Here is a 19,211-nt window from a genome sequence, read left to right on the forward strand (position 1 = left end):
TTTTATTGTCATCATATTGTTGGTTATTCAGTCAAACAAACAAAAAATTTAAAATTTTTATTGATTATTTAACTAAAATCCGTATCATAAGCCTCCGTTACGAAGCAATATATGGGTCGTTAGCTCAGTCGGTAGAGCAGCGGACTTTTAATCCGTTGGTCGAAGGTTCGAATCCTTCACGACCCACCATCTTGCAAGTCAACCACTTAAGCTATTTAAGCGGGTCGTTAGCTCAGTCGGTAGAGCAGCGGACTTTTAATCCGTTGGTCGAAGGTTCGAATCCTTCACGACCCACCATCTATTTCAATCATATTCAATATTATTCATCTTCCTTTTATTTAATTTGATTAAAACGTTAGTGATTAATTTTTTATTTGCGATCGGGATCGCAAATTGTACTTTCATGATTTTCCTGTTTATTTTTCTTGCGCTAAAGTGCGGTCAAAAAAAGGAAAGTTTTATGTGGAAAGGTATTACCCTGCTAGAGGGATTAATTGCATTGTTGATTATCAGCATTCTTACATTATTATCGTTACCCGCCTGGCAACAAACTAATGCACGCTTAATCCTCAATAAAGAACAACAAAAACTCTATCTTTTCTTACGACAAATCCAGTCCAGAGTGGAAAATTCTAATGAAATTTGGTTGCTGATAGCAAACCGAAATCTAGAGGAGAAACGTTGGTGTTTGACGGCACAAATCAAAAGTGACCAGCTTTGCGATTGTTTATATCCGACCGCTTGCCGGGATGTATTTGCCCATTTTTATTACCCTTATTATCAACATCAAACCATGTTAAGTACCAAATCCTACTACCCGAAAGAAATGACCCGTTTAAACGGTATCCGCAACACTTTTTCGACCGCCTGTTTTGTATTACAAGCCGATAGTATTCGCACCGTCTTTTCCTTTTTTAACGTCGGTAGCCTGAAATTAAAAGGTTATCAATCTTCAAGTGCTTGCATTAGCGGAGTGTAATATGCATCATCTTTATCGCGGACAAAGTTTGCTGGCGCTCATGGTGTCATTAGCGTTATCGTCTTTTTTATTGCTGGTCATTATCTCGTTTTACAGCAACAGCCAGCAACAAAATCATCGACTTTTCCTGCAATTGAGGCTACAGAATGAATTACAGCGTACCTTGCAACTGATTGGTAAAGATTTGCGACGTGCCGGGTTTCGTGCTTTAGCCGAAAAACTGACGCAAACAAATGTGCATCTCTTTGAACAAGATCCACTGGGAAAAAGCCTTGTGATTACACACGCGGATCAAGAAGCTGAACAAAGTTGCGTGTTATTTTTTTATGATTTGGATGCCTCAGGTTGTATCGGTTCAACTTACAAATCCGGCAGCTGCGTTACCGACGGACATAATACTGCCAAAACAATTGAACGTGAGCTGTTTGGTTATCGTTTGAGTAAAGGGATGATTGAAACCCGCGCGACTTATAAAAGTGCGGTGGATGAGGCCTGTACGCAAGCACAATGCCAAAGTTATTTACACCAACCCGCCTGTAATAGTGGCGGCTGGACGGATTTACTGGATGCCAATGATATTCAAATTACCCAATTTTCGCTCAATTGGCTAATTGAAAATAGCTTATTGGAAGTCAAACTACAAGGCAAATTAAAGCGCTATGCGCAAATTCATTATGCCACCTCGCTTGTTGTTCCTTTGCTCAATCAAGCCCCTTCATCCCATCTTATTAAGGAATATTAATGAAAGTGTGTATTGGAGGACTTTATTGTGGGGGTTATAAAGGCGTGATGACCTTAACCTTATTGTTATTATTCAGTGCTGCTTTAGTGCTGTTTATGTTATTTGACGATGAGCAATTGCGCTTATATCAAGGGATCAACGCGCAGCGTCAACTTTTTGTACAACAAAGTTTAGCGTTACAAAATATCAGCCGGCAACAAAAAGAAAGCCTTTGCGCTCAATTGAGTTTGGATAATGATCTCAATACGCAGCAAATTGTGTTTGAGCGAGGCGTGCAGGCAGATCGACTTTCGCAATATATGTGGTGTGGGCGACAACGTTTGTTTAAACAAGCGCCGAAAAAGGGCATTTCAGCGGGAGAATATGCGCAATTAATTCAGTCAGAATCTCTACCGCACTTTAAGACGGAGTTAACCTTGCCTCCGGCGGTATTGCCGAAAAAACTAAGTGATACACTTTATTGGTTTGATGCAACGCAAACCGAATGGGAATTGAAGGGAAATGTGCGAGGTATAGTGGTGGCGGAAGGGGATTTACGCATTTCCGGCAAAGGCAAAATTAGTGGTGCCTTGATTACCGGTGGAAAGTTAACACTCGCAGAGAGCGTCACCGTGAGCTATCGAAAATCCACAGTGACAAAATTAGTACGTCGTTATAGTCGTTGGCGTTTAGAGGAGAAAAGTTGGTATGATTTTAAACCGCTGTAATACCATGGGTTACCACTTATATCACCCCAATGCTATTGGTTATCGCGGCATGAATTTTACTTCCTTATTGGTGACATTAACCTTGTTTAGTGGTATTTTTCTGACCATTAATCAATGGACATCGCACCAACGTCAAAGTGCGGTACAAATTTATCAGGTTTCTCAAGCGATACAAATCGGCGAAAACCAACAGCAACGCCGGTTGGCAAAGCTGCCTTGCCAAACTCAAGTACAACAAAACGGGTTGATGTTTAAGATCCAATGCGATGCATCAGCGGTTCGCGTCAGTTATACCGGCGGAGAAATCAAGTTAACTATCGACTAAGGTGAAATTGTGTTTACTGTTTATTATTCTAATCAACTTGATGTACAAAAAGACATTTTGCTGTATTTAATGGCACAAAAACCATTGCAGGATCCCTTTTGTGCCGAAGTGATTTTGGTGCAAAGCCCGGGCATGGCGCAATGGTTGCAATGGCAAATTGCTGAAAAAAAAGGCATTGCGGCAAATTTCGCCTTTCCTATGCCCGCCAGTTTTATTTGGCAACAATATGCAGAGAACCTCGCCAACGTGAGTCAACAGTCGGAGTTTAACAAAGATTATTTGCGTTGGCGTTTAATGCGCCTAATTCCGAATTATTTATCTCAAGCGGAATTTGAGCCATTGCGCCATTATCTCGCCCATGCACCGCAAACGGAACAACAAAAATTGTATGCCTTGGCTTGTCGAATTGCCGATTTGTTTGACCAATATTTGGTGTATCGTCCCGATTGGATCATCGCGTGGGAGGGGCAACAAGATGAAAAAATTATCCGGCAAATTAACTTGCAGCAACCACAACTTTTCTCACAAATTCAACAACATATTGCATGGCAAGGCATTTTATGGCGCGCATTGGTGACAGAGATCAAAGGCGAAAATCCGCAGCAATCTGCGGCGCACCGCGCTGAATTGCATCAACAATTTTTACATCAATTGGCGTCAGGAAAGGTGAAGAATTTACCGGCACGCATTTTTGTGTTTGGCATTTCTGCACTGCCTAAAGTATATTTGGAGACACTCAACGCTATTAGCCAACATTGCGACGTGCATTTGTTTTTTAACAATGGATGTCGCGAATATTGGGGCGATTTAGTGGATCCGACCTATTGGCAAAAATTACGTCAACGTTATCGCCTTACTCACGAGTCGCAGCAAAAAGTGCGGTGGATTTCTGAACAGAAATTTGATCAGGTGCAAGTGCAGCATACTTACGATAACGAAATATTGCAAGTGGGACACCCGCTGCTTGCTTCTTGGGGTAAGCTGGGACGTGATTTTTTACATTTGCTTATCCAAACAGAAGCCAACGAAATTGAAGCTTATGTAGCGCAATTTGAGTCGCATTTGTTAGGGCAAGTACAACAACAGATTTTTCATTTACAGCCGAGCGGAACCCAATCGTTACATTGGTCGGAACAAGACCGCTCATTGAGTATTCATTCTTGCTACAGCCCAATGCGCGAAGTGGAGGCATTAAAAGATTATTTACTGCATTTATTTAATCAAGACCGCCAACTGACGCCGAAAGATATTGTGGTGATGGTAGCGGATATTGATCGCTATACGCCTTATATTCGTGCGGTTTTTGGGCAACAACGTCATCAACCTTTTGCCCAAACACTCCCATTTTCCATTTCCGATAATAAATTGTCGGAAAATGACGTTATTATTTCCAGCTTTTTACGTTTATTAAGTCTCAGAGAAAGCCTGTTTGGCGCAGAAGAAGTGTTGGCATTTCTGGATGTGCCGGCAATTCGCCGCAAATTTGCTATTGAATTGGATGAGTTAACCCATATTCACTATTGGGTTGAACATTCCGGCATTCGCTACGGATTGGAGACACAAACGGACAATTATAATGCTTGGCAAGCCGGCTTAGAGCGAATGTTGCTGGGATACGCCATGCGCGAGGAAAACGGGATTTGGCAAGATAGCCTTGCCTTTGATAGCACCTATGGTTTAAGCGGGCAATTAGTTGGCAAGTTGGCGCAATTTATTGAACGTTTATCCCATTGGCAACAAATTATTCAGCACAGTTATGCGGTGGAAACATGGCGAATGCATCTTATTGATATGATCGACGGATTTTTTAGCGACGAGCGTGATGATGCGGAAACCCTGTGGTATTTAAAAGATCGCATTGCCGAGTTTGCGCAACAAATTGAAAGCACACATTTTTCTGCTCCGCTGGAGATTGAGGTGATTTCTGAGGTGATGAAGACCAATTTGCAGGATAATCCGAATAATTGGCGTTTTTTAGCCGGCAAAATTAACTTTTGTACCTTATTGCCAATGCGCTCCATTCCTTTTAAAGTAGTTTGTTTATTGGGCATGAACGAAAATGATTATCCGCGCAAACAGATTCCGCACAGCTTTGATTTGATGCAATATCATCATCTCAAAGGCGATCGCTTGCGCCGTGACGATGATCGGTATTTATTTTTAGAAGCGTTATTATCAGCGCAAGAGAAATTATATATCAGCTACGTCGGGCGATCGATTATTGACGATTCGCCATTGGAACCGTCAGTATTGGTCAGTCAGTTGCTGGATTATTTGAGTGAGAATTTGCACTTAGGCGATCCGTCGCTGGAACAACAAGCGTGGAAAAAACGTTTGGTAAAACAACATCCGATGACCGCATTTAGCCCGCAAAACTTTGTTGGGAATGACCGCACTTTTGCGCGGCAATGGCTACCGGTGGCAAATAAAGCCTATTGCGAAGTACAAGATTTTATTCAACCCTTGCCAACAACTCATTTTCATCCGGAAATTGATGTGGCACAATTGGTGGCATTTGTGCAAAATCCCGTGAAATATTTCTTTGAAAAACAATTGGGTGTGTACTTTGAAAAAGCGGAAAAAGGCATTGCGGAAAATGAAAATTTTGAGTTAAATCAGTTAGATAAATATAATATTAATGAAGAGTTATTATATTGTGACGAGTCGCGACACGAGCAATTTTTTTGCTAAATTGCGCGTAAAAGGCGTGATGCCACGGGGAAATTTTGCTCAAATTTACCGCGATAAATTAAGCCGCGAATTGAGCGGATTGCAACAAAAAATAGCGGGTTATTTAGCACAAGAACATCAAGCGAAGTCGATCCATTTGTTCTTTGACACGACGCAAGGCAAGGTGAGCTTACTTGGTCAGCCTGATCATTTATACCCGATGGGTGAGCATTGGCAGCGAGTAACATGGCGCGTAGGGAAATTGCGTGATAAAGATGTGATTGAAAATTGGGTGTATTTTTTGTTGCAATGCGCCACCCAAGAGACGGTGGAAGAAGCCTTAGTTTTTTAGCAAAGACAAGCGTATGCGCTTTAAAACTGTAGAAAAAACGACCGCACTTCAACAATTGCAATGCTATGTTGAGGCGTTTGTTGCGGCTCAACAACAGTTGCAGCCGGTGATTATGCAAAATATCGCGGATTATTTGGCTAAGATGGTAAAAACCTCAAGTGCAACGCAAAATGCGCCGGAAAGTGCGGTGGATTTTTCGTTAGTTTTGGATTTTATGGCGAAAATAGCAGAAAAAGATCCTTATTGGCAACGTTTGTGTGAACAAATGTCATGGACACCGGCGAAGTTAAATGCTATAGATGAGGCGACGAGAAATTGGTTTGCGCTCATGCTTGCGAATGCGCAAATCGAAAATTATGACTAAATAAAAAAGCGGGAAATCCCGCTTTTTATGTCCATTTTGATGGATAAGTTTTTATGCTTTACGCCATGTTGTTCCGTTGGCACCATCTTCCAACACAATTCCCATGGCAGTCAAGGTATTGCGCGCGTCATCTGCGCTTGCCCAATCTTTTGCAGCGCGCGCAGCATTACGTTGTTGGATTAAGGCTTCGATTTTTGCTACTTCGTCATCGTTGGAGCCTGCTTGTAAAAAATCTTCCGGATCTTGTTCCAACAAGCCTAAAATATTGGCTAATTCGCGTAATCTTGCTGCCAGCGCATTTGCTTTTGCCATATCTTCCGCTTTTAATTTATTGACTTCGCGCGCCATTTCAAACAGCACAGAAAGCGCATTCGGTGTATTAAAGTCATCATCCATAGCCTCGCTGAATGCGGCGACAAAATTTTCTCCGCCAAAAGCAACCGCATGTTTATCCGTGCCACGCAAAGCTGTATATAAACGCTCCAGCGCTCCATGTGCCAGATTTAAGTTTTCTTCGCTGTAATTTAGCTGGCTGCGATAATGAGCGGTTAACAAGAAATAGCGTACACTTTCCGCATCATAATGGGACAATACATCACGAATGGTGAAGAAATTGCCGAGGGATTTTGACATTTTTTCTTTATCTACCATGATCATGCCGGAATGGATCCAATAATTGACATATTCACCTTCATGAGCGCAGCAAGATTGTGCAATTTCATTTTCATGGTGCGGGAACATCAAATCCGAACCACCACCATGAATATCAAAATGCTCGCCAAGTTGTTTGCTGTTCATTGCCGAGCATTCGATATGCCAGCCGGGACGCCCCGCCCCCCAAGGTGAAGCCCAGCTCGGTTCATTAGCTTTGGACATTTTCCACAACACAAAATCCATCGGATTTTTCTTAATTGCCGAAATTTCCACGCGCGCACCGGCTTGCAATTGGCTTAAATCTTGACGAGAAAGGTACCCGTATTGGCTGAAACTTTCCACATCAAACATCACATCCCCGTTTTGCGCGACGTAGGCGTGTCCTTTTTGAATTAATTTTTCAACAATATTAATGATTTCAGGAATATGGTGGGTCGCGCGCGGTTCAAAATCCGGACGTAAAATATTTAAGGCGTCAAAATCGCGATACATTTCCACTACCATGCGATCGACCAATTGTTCGCAAGTTTCTTTATTTTCCAAGGCACGCTTGATGATTTTATCGTCCACGTCGGTAATATTGCGCACATAGGTTAATTCATAACCCAAATAACGCAAGTAGCGGGCGATCACGTCGAAACAAACAAAGGTTCTGCCATGCCCGATATGGCAAAGATCATAAACGGTCACGCCGCACACATACATTCCGATTTTATTTTGCTGAATCGGTTTAAAAACTTCTTTTTCTCTGGTTAATGTATTAAATATTTTTAGCATGGTTGTTCCAGTTTAAAATTCGGGGGTAAAACTCACCGCACTTTATAGCACTTCTTTGCGATTTATGGAATAATAAACCTCTTTTAATTTCATAAGGAAATCAAAATGATCACATTACACACCAATTTCGGCGATATTAAAATTGCCTTAAATCATGAGAAAGCGCCAATTACAGCGGAAAACTTCTTAAATTACTGCAAAGAGGGTTTCTATAATAACACAATTTTCCACCGTGTTATTGACGGATTTATGATCCAAGGCGGTGGCATGGAACTAGGGATGCGTGAAAAAAATACCAAAGCGCCGATCCAAAATGAAGCCGGCAACGGGCTAAGCAACAAACGCGGTAGCATTGCCATGGCACGGACTTCCGATCCGCATTCTGCCAGCGCACAATTTTTTATTAATGTGGCGGATAATACCTTCTTGGATCACCGTAAAAAAGACATGTTCGGCAAAACTGTGGTGCAAGAATGGGGCTATGCGGTATTTGGCGAAGTGGTTGAAGGTATGGACGTGGTAGATAAAATCAAAGGCGTGAAAACCGGTAATAAAGGTTTCCATCAAGATGTGCCGGTGGAAGATGTGATTATCACGTCCGTGACGGTAGAATAGTGGCATTTTTTGATACTCATACCCATTTAAATTATTTGGCTCGGATGACCTCTGAGCCATTAGTGCAATTAATGGACAATGCGCAAGCATCGGGAGTGGAAAAAATCTTGATTGTAGCGGTATTAGAAAAGGATTTTAAAACTATCGAAAAAATGGCCGCACTTTATCCTAACCGCCTCTATTACGGGTTGGGGTTGCACCCGTTATACATTGAACAGCACCTTCCCTCGGATTTAGATCGACTGGCGCAAGCGATTCATCAACGCGGATCGTCTTGTACCGCACTGGCGGAAATTGGCTTGGAACGTGGTGTGGAAACCTTGTTAAGCGAGGCGTTGTGGCGTAAACAATGTGATTTTTTGGAAGCACAATTATTCCTTGCCAAGCAATTTAGCTTGCCGGTAAATTTGCATTCGCGTAAATCGCATGATCAATTATTTGCCTTCTTAAAACGTATTACATTGCCAAAATGTGGCGTGGTACATGGATTTTCCGGTAGCTACGATCAGGCAAAACGTTTTGTTGATCTGGGCTATAAAATTGGCGTCGGGGGCACGATTACCTATCAACGGGCAAATAAAACCCGACAAACCATCCGCAAACTTCCTTTAGACAGCCTCGTGCTGGAAACTGATACGCCGGATATGCCAGTTTTCGGCTTTCAAGGGCAACCTAACCGACCACAGCGCATTGTTAATGTCTTTCATGCACTATGCACGTTAAGACTGGAAACGCCGGAGATGATTGAAGATCAAATCTGGCGTAATAGTGTAAGGTTATTTGGTGAATAAATGGTGCGATAATGATCGCGCGTTTAGAAATATCAAATTTAGTCCGCTTTAGGCGGTGTCGCCTCTTTTTCTTTCTTTTCTTGTCGAGAATAAAAATAATATAAATATACTAATCCAATCGGAGCGATTGCAAAAGAAAATATCCAGCATATTACCATGGTGATGAATTTTGCTAGCAACATAATAAACGCAGGAAAGAAAAATACATTTTCTCCCATGATATAGCCGATAATGGATTCATACACAAATCTTGAATAAGGGTAAAGTAATTGCAAAATGCTGAACAAGATAATATTGACGATATTTTTTTCTATTGATGTGTATTGGTTATTAACAAGTGTTACAACAAAGAATATGAAAAAAGATAAGACCAAAAAGAAAATGGCGAATGTAGTATGGGAGGTTTAATCCGCCAAAAGTTTTTTGCCAAAATGTCATAATTTTCTCCTTAATGTTTGTACCTAAAACAGGTACATTTTACATTGTACCTAAAATAGGTGCAATGGGAAATTTAAGATTATCGGTTCATTCTGATGAACATCTCTGGCTAAGAGAATTATTATTGCAACGTAGAAAAAATTTAGGACTCTCGCAGCGTGAGATGGGAGCTAAGTTAGGCGTCATTCATTCTTTTATTGGTAAAGTTGAAACCGGTGATAGACGTTTGGATATTTTTGAGTTTATTCAATACTGTAAAGGATTAGAATTAGATCCGATAGAAGTGATTAAAGAGATGCAAACAAGATTTAGTTTAGATAATCCAAAGAGAGCTGTTTTTTTGCGTAAAAAATAATTATAAATTTCGTCGCACTTTTTCCGTTCTTTACATAGTGATAATATTTTATGGAGAAACATAGCGCCACAAATGCCGAGATTTTAGCTTTTATGGCGGTATGTTTAAGAATTAACCGAATTCGCGCATAAAGTCTTGCGCTTTGTTCACCATTTCTTTTGAACCGATAAACAACGGAATGCGTTCGTGTAGTGTGGTTGGTTGAATATCTAAAATGCGGCGGTATCCGTCGCAGGCGATGCCGCCGGCTTGTTCCGCTAAGAATGCCATTGGGTTACCTTCATATAATAAGCGTAGTTTACCATTCGGATAGTTGGTGGCGCTTGGGTAAATATAAATTCCGCCTTTTAACATATTGCGGTGAAAATCGGAAACTAAGGAGCCGATATAGCGAGAAGTATAAGGACGAGAGGTCGCTTTATCTTCTTCTTGGCAATATTTAATGTATTTTTTTACGCCCATTGGGAATTTTAAATATTGTCCTTCGTTAATGGAGTAAATTTTGCCGCTTTGCGGAATTTGGATATTTTCATGAGAAAGACAAAATACGCCCAAGGAAGGATCATAGGTAAATCCGTTAACGCCATTACCCGTGGTATAAACCAGCATAGTGGAGGAACCGTAAACAATATAACCGGCGGCAACTTGGCGATTACCCGGTTGCAGGAAATCTTCCAATGTCACCGGCGTACCGATTGGGGAAACGCGACGATAGATAGAGAAAATGGTACCGACGGCGACGTTGACGTCGATATTGGAAGAACCGTCTAACGGATCGGTTAAGATCACATATTTGGCATTTCTGCCACGTTCGGTATCAAATGCGACGAAATTTTCTTCTTCTTCGGAGGCAAATCCGGCAACTTCTTCGCGCGTAATTAACGCTTGTTTCATGGTGTTGTGCGCAAATAAATCCAGTTTCATCTGCGCTTCTCCCTGCACATTTTCTACCCCGTTGTTACCAATAATATTATTGGTTAATCCGGCGCGGTTGATATCGCGGTGAATCACTTTTGCCACTAAACGGATGGAAGAAAGAATACCGGAGAGTTCTCCCTTAGCGTTGGGATACTCAGCTTGCTTTTCGACAATAAATTGTCCTAACGTTTTCATATCGTGTCCTTATTTTAGTAATAGATTTTACTCTCTCAGAAAGTTGATTTATTATAACAGCCTTGACTTCATGATAGAAAAAAGATTTTAAATCTCTGTGATCTCAGCCACACTTTTTTTATAAAAATTACATGATTTTTTGATAAGAGACAACAATGACAATAAAACATCTTCATATTTTAGGTATTTGTGGCACATTTATGGGCGGTATTGCGATTATCGCCAAACAAATGGGCTACAAAGTGACCGGTTCGGATACTAATGTTTACCCGCCAATGAGTACATTTTTACAAGAGAGCGGTATTGAAATTATTCCCCATTATGAGATTTCCCAATTGCAACCGACGCCGGATTTGGTTGTGATCGGTAATGCAATGAAGCGTGGAAACCCTTGTGTCGAATATATATTGGAAAATAATCTCCCTTATACCTCAGGTCCACAATGGCTACATGATCATTTATTGCATGATCGTTGGGTGTTAGCGGTTTCCGGAACCCATGGCAAAACTACCACTACAGGTATGTTAAGCTGGATTTTAGAGCAAAATGGGCTGGAACCGGGTTTCTTGATTGGCGGTATTGCCGGGAATTTTGGGACATCCGCGCGTTTGGGTAAAAGTTCGTTTTTTGTGATCGAAGCGGATGAATATGATACCGCATTTTTTGATAAACGTTCAAAATTTGTACATTATAATCCGAAAACATTAATTATCAATAATATCGGTTTTGATCATGCGGATATTTTTGACGATTTAAAAGCCATTCAACGCCAATTTCATCACATGATCCGTACCATTCCGGCAAGTGGGCGAATTTTGTCCGTTGCCAATGAACAAAGCGTGAAAGAAACCTTGGAGATGGGCTGCTGGTCGCAATGCCAATATTTGGGGCAGGATCAACAATGGTATGCGGAGCGTTTGACGAACGACAGTTCGTATTTTGACGTGTATCATCAGGGTAAAAAAGCAGGTGAAGTACAATGGAATATTGTCGGACAGCATAATATGCACAACGCCTTGATGGCGATTGCCGCGGCGTATCATGCGGGCGTAGGTATCGAAAATGCTTGTAAAGCCTTATCCGGCTTTGTGAATGCTAAACGTCGTTTGGAGGTGAGAGGGCAGGTGAATGGCGTGACGGTGTATGATGATTTTGCTCATCATCCAGCGGAAATTCTCGCGACATTGACCGCACTTCGCGATAAAGTGGGCGGCGGCGTGCGCATTTTGGCAGTATTGGAGCCACGTTCTAACACTATGAAAATGGGCGTACATAAAGACGAAATCGCTCCGGCGTTAGCGCGCGCGGATCATGTTTTTTTATTACAGCCGGACAGCATTCCTTGGGATGTTGTGGAGATTGGTAATCAATGTGTGCAGCCGGCAAGCTGGTCGGGAAATATTGATAAATTAGTCGATATGGTGATCGCTGAAGTGCGCGAAAGCGATCATATTTTAGTGATGTCAAACGGGAGTTTTGGCGGTATTCATCAAAAATTATTGGATAAATTATCAACAAAGTAAGAAATTTGACATTATCGCAAAATAAAGCGTGCTATTTATAATATATACTGTTAGTATGGTGTTGCCTTTGTCATAAAGGCGTCATGGATAGCACGAATAATTGACTGGCTAAATTAAAAAATTTGTTTTATATCACCATATTTTATAGCGTTATCTCAAGATTTTTATTTATTAGGATTATGTAATGTCACAAAGTAAAGGAACCGTTAAATGGTTCAACGAAACAAAAGGATTTGGTTTTTTACAAGCGGAAAATGGGGAAGATGTATTTGTTCATTTTTCAGCCATTCAAACCAATGGGTTTCGCACTTTAAAAGAAGGTCAATCTGTGACTTTCAATATTATTGATGATAAACGTGGTAAAAAAGCGGAAAACGTCGCTGTTTTAGTTTAGTCAAATCAAGTGAGTACAAAGACCATCAGCAATGATGGTTTTTTTGTGCTGTAAAAAAGGCATTACAACGGATATATATAAAAAACAACGCAAAAAGTCACCGCCCTTTTGCGTATTTTAAACGTAACAAAAAGCGGTTTGCTATAAACAAACCGCCTTGCGAAATCTGGTTGCGGGGGCCGGATTTGAACCGACGACCTTCGGGTTATGAGCCCGACGAGCTACCAAGCTGCTCCACCCCGCGTCTGTACCTGCATAATACGCTTTTGAAATTTTTATGCAAGTAAAAATTGGGTGAAATAATGTATTTGGTATAAAAACAAACAATATGGATATTTTTTCTTCTATTGCTGTAAATGCGCTATATCTTCAAGTCATTTTTTGATACCTTAGCATTGTTTGTTTATTTTAGTTAGGGCTTCATTATGTGGTTAAAACCGCTTTCAATAAGAAAAATCGCTGTGATTTTCGGCATATTATTTTTACCGGGATGTTCCTCTACCCAACATACCGGCAATCACTCAACACAAGAAACTAACGAAAAATTCGGTGCTCAATATGTAGGAAGAAGTTATCAGCAAGTAAACTTAATGCCGGTATTAGAAGTAGAAAATAAAAGTGCGGTTAGAAATCAGGGGGATTTTTTAACGCAGTTATCCAATATATATAGCTATTCACAGAGCTTAAGTAAGCGCTTTGCCAATGTGTATAGAAAAATAACCGATTGGGTTTTGACAGGTGCAGATATAAATGATTTATCAACATTTGATATTCATCCTCAAATCATGAAGGGGCAAGATGGATACCAAAATGTGTTAATGACAGGATATTATTCGCCGGTAATTCATGCGCGGCAGACACAGCAAGGCAAATACAATCAACCGATTTATGCAATGCCGACGCAAAAACGTTTTACGCGTGCGCAAATTTATGCCGGTGCGTTGAAAGGCAAAGGCTTGGAGTTGGCGTACAGTGATTCTATGATCGATAATTTCTTACTTGGTGTACAAGGCAGCGGTTATGTGGATTTTGGTAATGGTGATTTAAATTATTTTGCTTATGCCGGTCAAAACGGTTTTGATTATGTGGCGGTCGGGCGTTTGTTGGTGGAAGATGGTGAAATTCCAAAAGAAAAAATGTCCATTCAAGCTATCAAAGACTGGGCAAACGCAAATCCATCACGTTTACAAAGTTTATTAGAGCGCAATCCATCATATGTTTTCTTTAAAAATGATCCGAATGGAAAGGTGCGTGGTTCAGCCGGTGTACCTTTGGTGCCTATGGCGTCCATTGCTGCCGATCGCAGCCTCATTCCTTCCGGTTCGGTGTTGTTGGTGGAAGTGCCTGAAATTGATAACGAAGGCAATTGGATCGGTAAACATAAATTAAATTTAATGGTCGCACTTGATGTGGGCGGCGCAGTCAAAGGTCATCATTTTGACTTATATCGCGGTATTGGCGACGAAGCGGGGCATATTGCCGGTTTGTCTAAACATTATGGTAGAGCTTGGTTATTACAATAATGACAGAACGTATTGATAATTATGAACAGCGCTTTGGTGGCATTGGTCGCTTGTATGGTGCTGAAGCATTGGCAATTTTTCGTCAATCGTATATTGCGGTGATCGGCATTGGAGGCGTTGGTTCTTGGGTGGTGGAAGCTTTGGCGCGTTCAGGTATCGGTAATATTACTATGATTGATATGGATGATATTTGTGTCACCAATATTAATCGTCAAATTCATGCTTTATCCGGCAATGTGGGGTTGCTTAAAACGGAAGTGATGAAAGAGCGGGTGCGCTTGATTAATCCGGAATGTGCGGTCGAAATTATTGATGATTTTATTGCACCGGATAATTTGGAGGATTATCTTGATCGTGGTTATGATTATGTGATTGATGCTATTGATAGTGTGAAAACCAAGGCTGCGTTGATTGCTTATTGTAAGCGCCACAAAATCCCGGTGATTACCATTGGCGGCGCGGGCGGGCAAACGGATCCGACGCAAATTCAAATTGCTGATTTAAGTAAAACCATTCAAGATCCGTTGGCGGCAAAAGTGCGGTCATTTTTACGCAAGGAATATGGTTTTACACAAAATACTAAGCGGAAATTTGGCGTGGATTGTGTTTTTTCCACCCAACCTTTGATTTTTCCACAAATGGGGGAGCATTGTGAGGTATCGGCAAGCATGAATTGCGCTAACGGGTTTGGTGCGGCAACGATGATTACGGCTACCTTTGGTTTTTTTGCAGTGTCGAGAGTGATTGACAAATTGCTGCGTAAAAACGCGCAGTAAAGTGCGGTCAATTTTGGGAAAGTTTTCGCGGTGGCTTAAATACAGCCACCGCAGCTGCCACAGCGCCAATCGTCTTGGTTTACTGCTTGGTAAAAATAGCGCATATATTCTTCTTAGAATAAGATGCCATACCTAATTTTAGTCATTATTTATTTGAACCCTCAGGATGTAATCCAATGCCTTGATGACGCGCTTTAAGTTTTTCCATTACGTCGTGCCACGCCAGATTTTCATTGTGTAATAACACAGTTAAATGATAGACCAAATCTGCCGCTTCGCTGATGATTTCCTCTTGATCTTTCGCCATTGCGGCAAGGGCGGTTTCCACCCCTTCCTCGCCGACTTTTTGCGCGATTTTCTTCGTACCTTTAGCGTAAAGTTTAGCGGTATAAGAACTTTCAGGATCGGCATTTTTACGTTCAGCTACAACTTGTTCCAACTTAGCAAACCACGTCCATTCGCCTTCGGATTGAGTTTCAAACTGATGAAAACAGCTTTCTTTTCCCGTGTGGCAAGTTGGACCGATTGGATTTACTAAAATTAATAACGTATCGTTATCGCAATCCAAACTCATATCTACCACATTCAAAAAATTGCCTGAAGTTTCGCCTTTTGTCCATAAACGCTGTTTGGTACGAGAGAAAAAAGCTACTTTTTTCTCCGCAATGGTTTTGGCGAGAGCCTCTTGATTCATATAACCCAACATCAGTACTTCACAGGTTTGAACGTGTTGAACGATAACGGGTAATAAACCATCTACTTTTTCCCAATTTATTGTGTTTTGCATATTTTTCCTAAAATTTAACCGCACTTATAACGAAATGTATGTAGGGTATGAGGAACATGATTCGTGTCCGTAAACTGCACTCCGTCTTTACAACGGACGCCGGCATGGCTTCCCTACTGATTATCTACGTACTTCCACATTTTGTTGAGCTAAATAATCCTTTAGAACCCTAATATCAATAATCCTTTTATGAAACACACTCGCCGCCAGCGCTCCGTCCACGTTTGCGTCAATAAATGCATCACGAAAATGAACCGTTTCACCGGCGCCGCCTGATGCGATTAACGGCACATTACAGACTTCGCGCACTTTTTTCAGTTGTACTAAATCATAACCGTTGCGTACACCGTCTTGGTTCATCATATTTAGCACGATTTCGCCTGCGCCACGTTTTTGCACTTCCGCCACCCAGTCAAGCAGCTGCCAGTTGGTTTGGCGAGTGCGGCTTTCGTCACCCGTATATTGGTTCACCCAGTATTTGCCTGTTTCTTTCTCAAACCAGCTATCAATGCCCACTACAATCGCTTGCACCCCAAAGCGATTCGCCAGTTGTGTGATCAATTTAGGGTTGGCAAGTGCGGGCGAATTTATGGAGATTTTATCCGCGCCGAAAGCAAATAATTTTTCCGCATCATCAATGGTTTTAATGCCACCGGCTACGCAAAACGGGATATCGATCACTTCCGCCACGCGTTGCACCCAGCTTTTATCCACAGTTCTACCGTCTGATGAGGCAGTAATATCGTAGAATACCAACTCGTCCGCCCCTTCTTCCGCATAGCGCGCTGCCAGTGGTACAATGTCACCGATAATCTCGTGATTGCGGAACTGCACGCCTTTTACCACTTGTCCATCACGCACGTCCAAACAAGGAATTATCCGTTTTGCCAACATTTGATAGCCTCCGCTACATTAAATTTACCTTCCAACAACGCACGACCCACGATCACACCGGCTACGCCGGTGCCTTTTAACGCTTTGATGTCATCCAATGAGCCGATACCGCCAGACGATTGGAAATTCACATCAGGATATTTTGCACAGATTTCTTTATATAAATCCAGGTTTGAGCCGGCCAGTGTACCGTCGCGAGAAATATCGGTGCATAAAACGTGTTGCAAACCGACAGCTTGGAAATCTTCAATCAATGCTTCCAACGATACTCCGCTCGCTTCTTGCCAACCACTAATCGCAATGATTTTTTGACCGCTTGCATCAATGTTTACGTCCAACGCCAACACAAATTTCTCCGCACCATACTTATTGAACCAGCTTTTCACTATTTTAGGCTCTTTCACCGCGGTTGAGCCAATCACTACACGATTTGCCCCTACCGCCAGTAAATCCGCTGCATCTTGTTCGCTGCGAATGCCACCGCCCACTTGGATTTTACAATTTGTGGCTTCAATAATTTTGCCAATAAGTGCGGTCTGTCTTTTTGCAGGATCTTTCGCTCCTGTGAGATCCACCAAATGCAACTGCTCCGCCCCTTGTGCAAAGTAGCTGGCAAATTGTTCGATAGGGTTATCGCTGTAAGTTGTTTGTTTTGTGTAGTCGCCTTGATGTAGGCGGACAACTTGCCCGTCGATAAGATCGAGGGCGGGGATGATGATTGATTTTTTCATTGTGTTTCCTTTTTATTTTTCCTCCGGCCCGTTTGTGGGGAAGGGGAAGCGTTATTAAATCCGTCTCAACTGCGTCCACAACGCTCGCTTGAACGCCTCCGCCAATACATCACACGCCAGTGTGTTTTCCAAATCTTCACGCATAGTTTTCGTTGGTTTTTGTACCGCCAATTGGTTTAGGTACGCAATGTTCAATTGCGGATAAGGGCGTTGTAGGAGATGAATCGTATCGCCTTTTTTGCAAGTACCTGTTTGAATGATACGCACATACCAACCGGTTAAACCTTGCTCGCGTACGATTTTTTGCGTGTTCGCACAGTCGGCATTTAACGACAAACGCTCGCAGGGCTTACGCGGTTGCGACACTTCAAAAATCACATCACCAATTCGATAGTGATCACCTACGCAAACATTAGTTTCATCCAATTCCGATACCACAAAATTTTCACCATAAATCGCTGTATTGCGCCAATCAAAATTCTTGTCGATAAGTGCGGTCAGTTTTTCGAACGTTTTATCCGCCATAAAAAACAGTGCCTTATCCACGCCACCGTGATGTGCTTTTAAGGCAACCTCATTACCTTCTGCGCCTAATTCATGAACAACCATTTTGTCCACAGGTCGTTTACGAATCGCTGTTTCTAGAATTGTACCGTCTGCAAAGATAACATTTTCCACTAAACCGATTTTAAGGGCTAATACTTCAGCCATTAGATATTCTCCACAAAATTCCTCAACAACAACGATCCATTTTTGCCCGAACGCTCAGGGTGAAACTGTACGCCGTAGAAGTTTTTACTCGCAATCGCTGCCGAAAAATCCACACCATATTGGCTTACTGCAATGGTATTTTTATTCGGTAACATGGCATAACTATGTACAAAATAGAAATGGCTATTCTGCTCAATGCCGGCAAATAAGGGGTGATCCTGTTCGTAACGCACACGGTTCCAGCCCATATGCGGCAGTGGCAAGCCCGTATTTGGAATCAACTCGGTTTTACCGCTCATTAGACGTAAGGTATCTACATTGCCCTCAGTGGAAAAATCCGTCATTAATTGCATCCCCAAACAAATACCAAGCATTGGTTGGGCGACATTTTGGATAGTGTCAATAAGTTTGCGATCTTGTAAGATTTTCATCGCCGCAACCGCTGTGCCTACGCCGGGTAACAGCAATTTATCCGCTGATTTAATCTTTGTAATTTCATGACTGATTTCCGCTTGAATATTCAGACGGTCGAATGCAAATTTTACAGATGACAGGTTTGCACAGCCTGTATCAATGATTACTAGGTTGGTCATTTTTATCCTATTTTAATAATTCTATAATAGCGAGAATAATTCCTATAATAACAAAAGCTAAATTCCATTTTTCTTGTTTGTTCTTGGCTTGCTTTTCCAACGCCCTTTTTTTATTTTCTGAATCTAAATTTAAAATATAATGAACCATGGATAACTGTTCTAGAAGTTCCTTAGAGGAAATATTAACTTCTAGAGCTTTATCAATACAACGCCAAGCTTCTGTTAAACCGGTATTTTTACTTAGAACAGGTTGATAAAAGAAAAATACAGAATTAAATTTTGCTGCTTCAATATAGAGATCATTTAAATCAGAAATATTACAATCATTACAATTTACTTTTTCTGCCAATTTATTTGTTATAAATTCAATTGCACCTAAATAAGCATATGCCAAAGC

Annotated in this window: 19 protein-coding genes, 3 tRNA genes and 1 pseudogene; 14 read left to right on the forward strand and 9 right to left on the reverse strand. The window is 41.5% G+C overall.

The genetic code is table 11. The features are described 5' to 3' along the window. Positions 1 to 113 precede the first annotated feature (113 nt). The 7 genes and pseudogenes from CFY87_RS07035 (at position 114) to recC (ending at position 6,139) form a co-directional block, all read left to right on the forward strand. Positions 114 to 189 (forward strand) — tRNA-Lys (locus CFY87_RS07035). A 32-nt stretch (positions 190 to 221) separates the two neighbouring features. Beyond that, positions 222 to 297, forward strand: a tRNA-Lys gene (locus CFY87_RS07040). Between the two features lie 163 nt (positions 298 to 460). After that, complete coding sequence (locus CFY87_RS07045; protein WP_094946519.1) at positions 461 to 979, forward strand: prepilin-type cleavage/methylation domain-containing protein; 519 nt, start codon at positions 461 to 463, stop codon at positions 977 to 979. 1 nt (position 980) lies between these two features. Then, positions 981 to 1,721: a PulJ/GspJ family protein gene (locus tag CFY87_RS07050; protein ID WP_094946520.1), complete on the forward strand. Its 741-nt coding sequence runs from the start codon at positions 981 to 983 to the stop codon at positions 1,719 to 1,721. After that, positions 1,721 to 2,428 carry a DUF2572 family protein gene (locus CFY87_RS07055; RefSeq protein ID WP_094946521.1) on the forward strand — a complete coding sequence of 236 codons (708 nt, stop codon included), beginning with the start codon at positions 1,721 to 1,723 and terminating at the stop codon, positions 2,426 to 2,428. Before CFY87_RS07050 ends, CFY87_RS07055 begins: the two co-directional genes overlap by 1 nt. Positions 2,429 to 2,477: 49 nt before the next feature. Continuing rightward, the gene (locus tag CFY87_RS07060) at positions 2,478 to 2,753 is read left to right on the forward strand and encodes a DUF5374 domain-containing protein (RefSeq protein WP_094946603.1); all 276 of its coding nucleotides are present in this window, start codon (positions 2,478 to 2,480) and stop codon (positions 2,751 to 2,753) included. 9 nt (positions 2,754 to 2,762) lie between these two features. Next, positions 2,763 to 6,139: pseudogene (gene recC / locus CFY87_RS07065) on the forward strand (exodeoxyribonuclease V subunit gamma). Between the two features lie 51 nt (positions 6,140 to 6,190). On the opposite strand, the gene cysS reads toward recC, so the two are convergent. Then, positions 6,191 to 7,570, reverse strand: coding sequence for a cysteine--tRNA ligase (gene cysS, locus CFY87_RS07070; RefSeq protein ID WP_094946522.1), 1,380 nt, complete (start codon positions 7,568 to 7,570; stop codon positions 6,191 to 6,193). Between the two features lie 105 nt (positions 7,571 to 7,675). Here cysS and CFY87_RS07075 point away from each other — a divergent pair, with 105 nt between their 5' ends. From CFY87_RS07075 to CFY87_RS07090, 3 genes are all read left to right on the forward strand, one after another. Then, a complete protein-coding gene (locus CFY87_RS07075) occupies positions 7,676 to 8,185 on the forward strand; it encodes a peptidylprolyl isomerase (protein ID WP_094946523.1) in 510 nt (169 codons plus the stop codon). Continuing rightward, complete coding sequence (locus CFY87_RS07080; protein WP_094946524.1) at positions 8,185 to 8,976, forward strand: TatD family hydrolase; 792 nt, start codon at positions 8,185 to 8,187, stop codon at positions 8,974 to 8,976. The genes CFY87_RS07075 and CFY87_RS07080 overlap by 1 nt, the downstream gene beginning before the upstream one ends. Before the next feature lie 502 nt (positions 8,977 to 9,478). Continuing rightward, entirely contained in the window at positions 9,479 to 9,769 is a 291-nt protein-coding gene (locus CFY87_RS07090; protein WP_094946525.1) for a helix-turn-helix domain-containing protein, read from the forward strand. Positions 9,770 to 9,880: 111 nt separating this feature from the next. Here the strand turns inward: CFY87_RS07090 and fbp are convergent, their stop codons facing one another. Further along, positions 9,881 to 10,882: a class 1 fructose-bisphosphatase gene (gene fbp, locus CFY87_RS07095; RefSeq protein WP_094946526.1), complete on the reverse strand. Its 1,002-nt coding sequence runs from the start codon at positions 10,880 to 10,882 to the stop codon at positions 9,881 to 9,883. 161 nt (positions 10,883 to 11,043) lie between these two features. On the opposite strand from fbp, the gene mpl reads away from it, so the two are divergent. Beyond that, the gene (gene mpl, locus CFY87_RS07100) at positions 11,044 to 12,405 is read left to right on the forward strand and encodes a UDP-N-acetylmuramate:L-alanyl-gamma-D-glutamyl-meso-diaminopimelate ligase (protein WP_094946604.1); all 1,362 of its coding nucleotides are present in this window, start codon (positions 11,044 to 11,046) and stop codon (positions 12,403 to 12,405) included. A 184-nt stretch (positions 12,406 to 12,589) separates the two neighbouring features. After that, the gene (locus CFY87_RS07105; RefSeq protein ID WP_094946527.1) at positions 12,590 to 12,799 is read left to right on the forward strand and encodes a cold-shock protein; all 210 of its coding nucleotides are present in this window, start codon (positions 12,590 to 12,592) and stop codon (positions 12,797 to 12,799) included. A 167-nt stretch (positions 12,800 to 12,966) separates the two neighbouring features. Here the strand turns inward: CFY87_RS07105 and CFY87_RS07110 are convergent. Further along, positions 12,967 to 13,043, reverse strand: a tRNA-Met gene (locus CFY87_RS07110). Between the two features lie 181 nt (positions 13,044 to 13,224). Here CFY87_RS07110 and mltA point away from each other — a divergent pair. Continuing rightward, positions 13,225 to 14,322, forward strand: a complete 1,098-nt coding sequence (gene mltA, locus CFY87_RS07115; RefSeq protein ID WP_094946528.1) for a murein transglycosylase A — start codon at positions 13,225 to 13,227, stop codon at positions 14,320 to 14,322. After that, positions 14,322 to 15,098, forward strand: coding sequence for a tRNA cyclic N6-threonylcarbamoyladenosine(37) synthase TcdA (gene tcdA / locus CFY87_RS07120; protein WP_094946529.1), 777 nt, complete (start codon positions 14,322 to 14,324; stop codon positions 15,096 to 15,098). Before mltA ends, tcdA begins: the two co-directional genes overlap by 1 nt. Before the next feature lie 145 nt (positions 15,099 to 15,243). Here tcdA and hisIE read toward each other — a convergent pair whose 3' ends face one another. The 6 genes from hisIE to CFY87_RS12275 all read right to left on the reverse strand — a co-directional run bounded on the left by hisIE (position 15,244) and on the right by CFY87_RS12275 (position 19,208). After that, positions 15,244 to 15,885, reverse strand: coding sequence for a bifunctional phosphoribosyl-AMP cyclohydrolase/phosphoribosyl-ATP diphosphatase HisIE (hisIE, locus tag CFY87_RS07125; protein WP_094946530.1), 642 nt, complete (start codon positions 15,883 to 15,885; stop codon positions 15,244 to 15,246). Between the two features lie 120 nt (positions 15,886 to 16,005). After that, positions 16,006 to 16,779 carry an imidazole glycerol phosphate synthase subunit HisF gene (gene hisF, locus CFY87_RS07130; RefSeq protein WP_094946531.1) on the reverse strand — a complete coding sequence of 258 codons (774 nt, stop codon included), beginning with the start codon at positions 16,777 to 16,779 and terminating at the stop codon, positions 16,006 to 16,008. Then, positions 16,761 to 17,510: a 1-(5-phosphoribosyl)-5-[(5-phosphoribosylamino)methylideneamino]imidazole-4-carboxamide isomerase gene (gene hisA / locus CFY87_RS07135; protein WP_094946532.1), complete on the reverse strand. Its 750-nt coding sequence runs from the start codon at positions 17,508 to 17,510 to the stop codon at positions 16,761 to 16,763. Before hisA ends, hisF begins: the two co-directional genes overlap by 19 nt. A 54-nt stretch (positions 17,511 to 17,564) precedes the next feature. Beyond that, positions 17,565 to 18,221 carry an MOSC domain-containing protein gene (locus CFY87_RS07140; RefSeq protein ID WP_094946533.1) on the reverse strand — a complete coding sequence of 219 codons (657 nt, stop codon included), beginning with the start codon at positions 18,219 to 18,221 and terminating at the stop codon, positions 17,565 to 17,567. After that, entirely contained in the window at positions 18,221 to 18,814 is a 594-nt protein-coding gene (gene hisH / locus CFY87_RS07145) for an imidazole glycerol phosphate synthase subunit HisH (RefSeq protein ID WP_094946534.1), read from the reverse strand. The genes CFY87_RS07140 and hisH overlap by 1 nt, the downstream gene beginning before the upstream one ends. Before the next feature lie 7 nt (positions 18,815 to 18,821). Further along, complete coding sequence (locus tag CFY87_RS12275; protein WP_236757381.1) at positions 18,822 to 19,208, reverse strand: hypothetical protein; 387 nt, start codon at positions 19,206 to 19,208, stop codon at positions 18,822 to 18,824. Positions 19,209 to 19,211: the final 3 nt, after the last annotated feature.

The organism is Actinobacillus seminis (assembly GCF_002263215.1).
GTDB classification, from domain to species: domain Bacteria; phylum Pseudomonadota; class Gammaproteobacteria; order Enterobacterales; family Pasteurellaceae; genus Actinobacillus_B; species Actinobacillus_B seminis.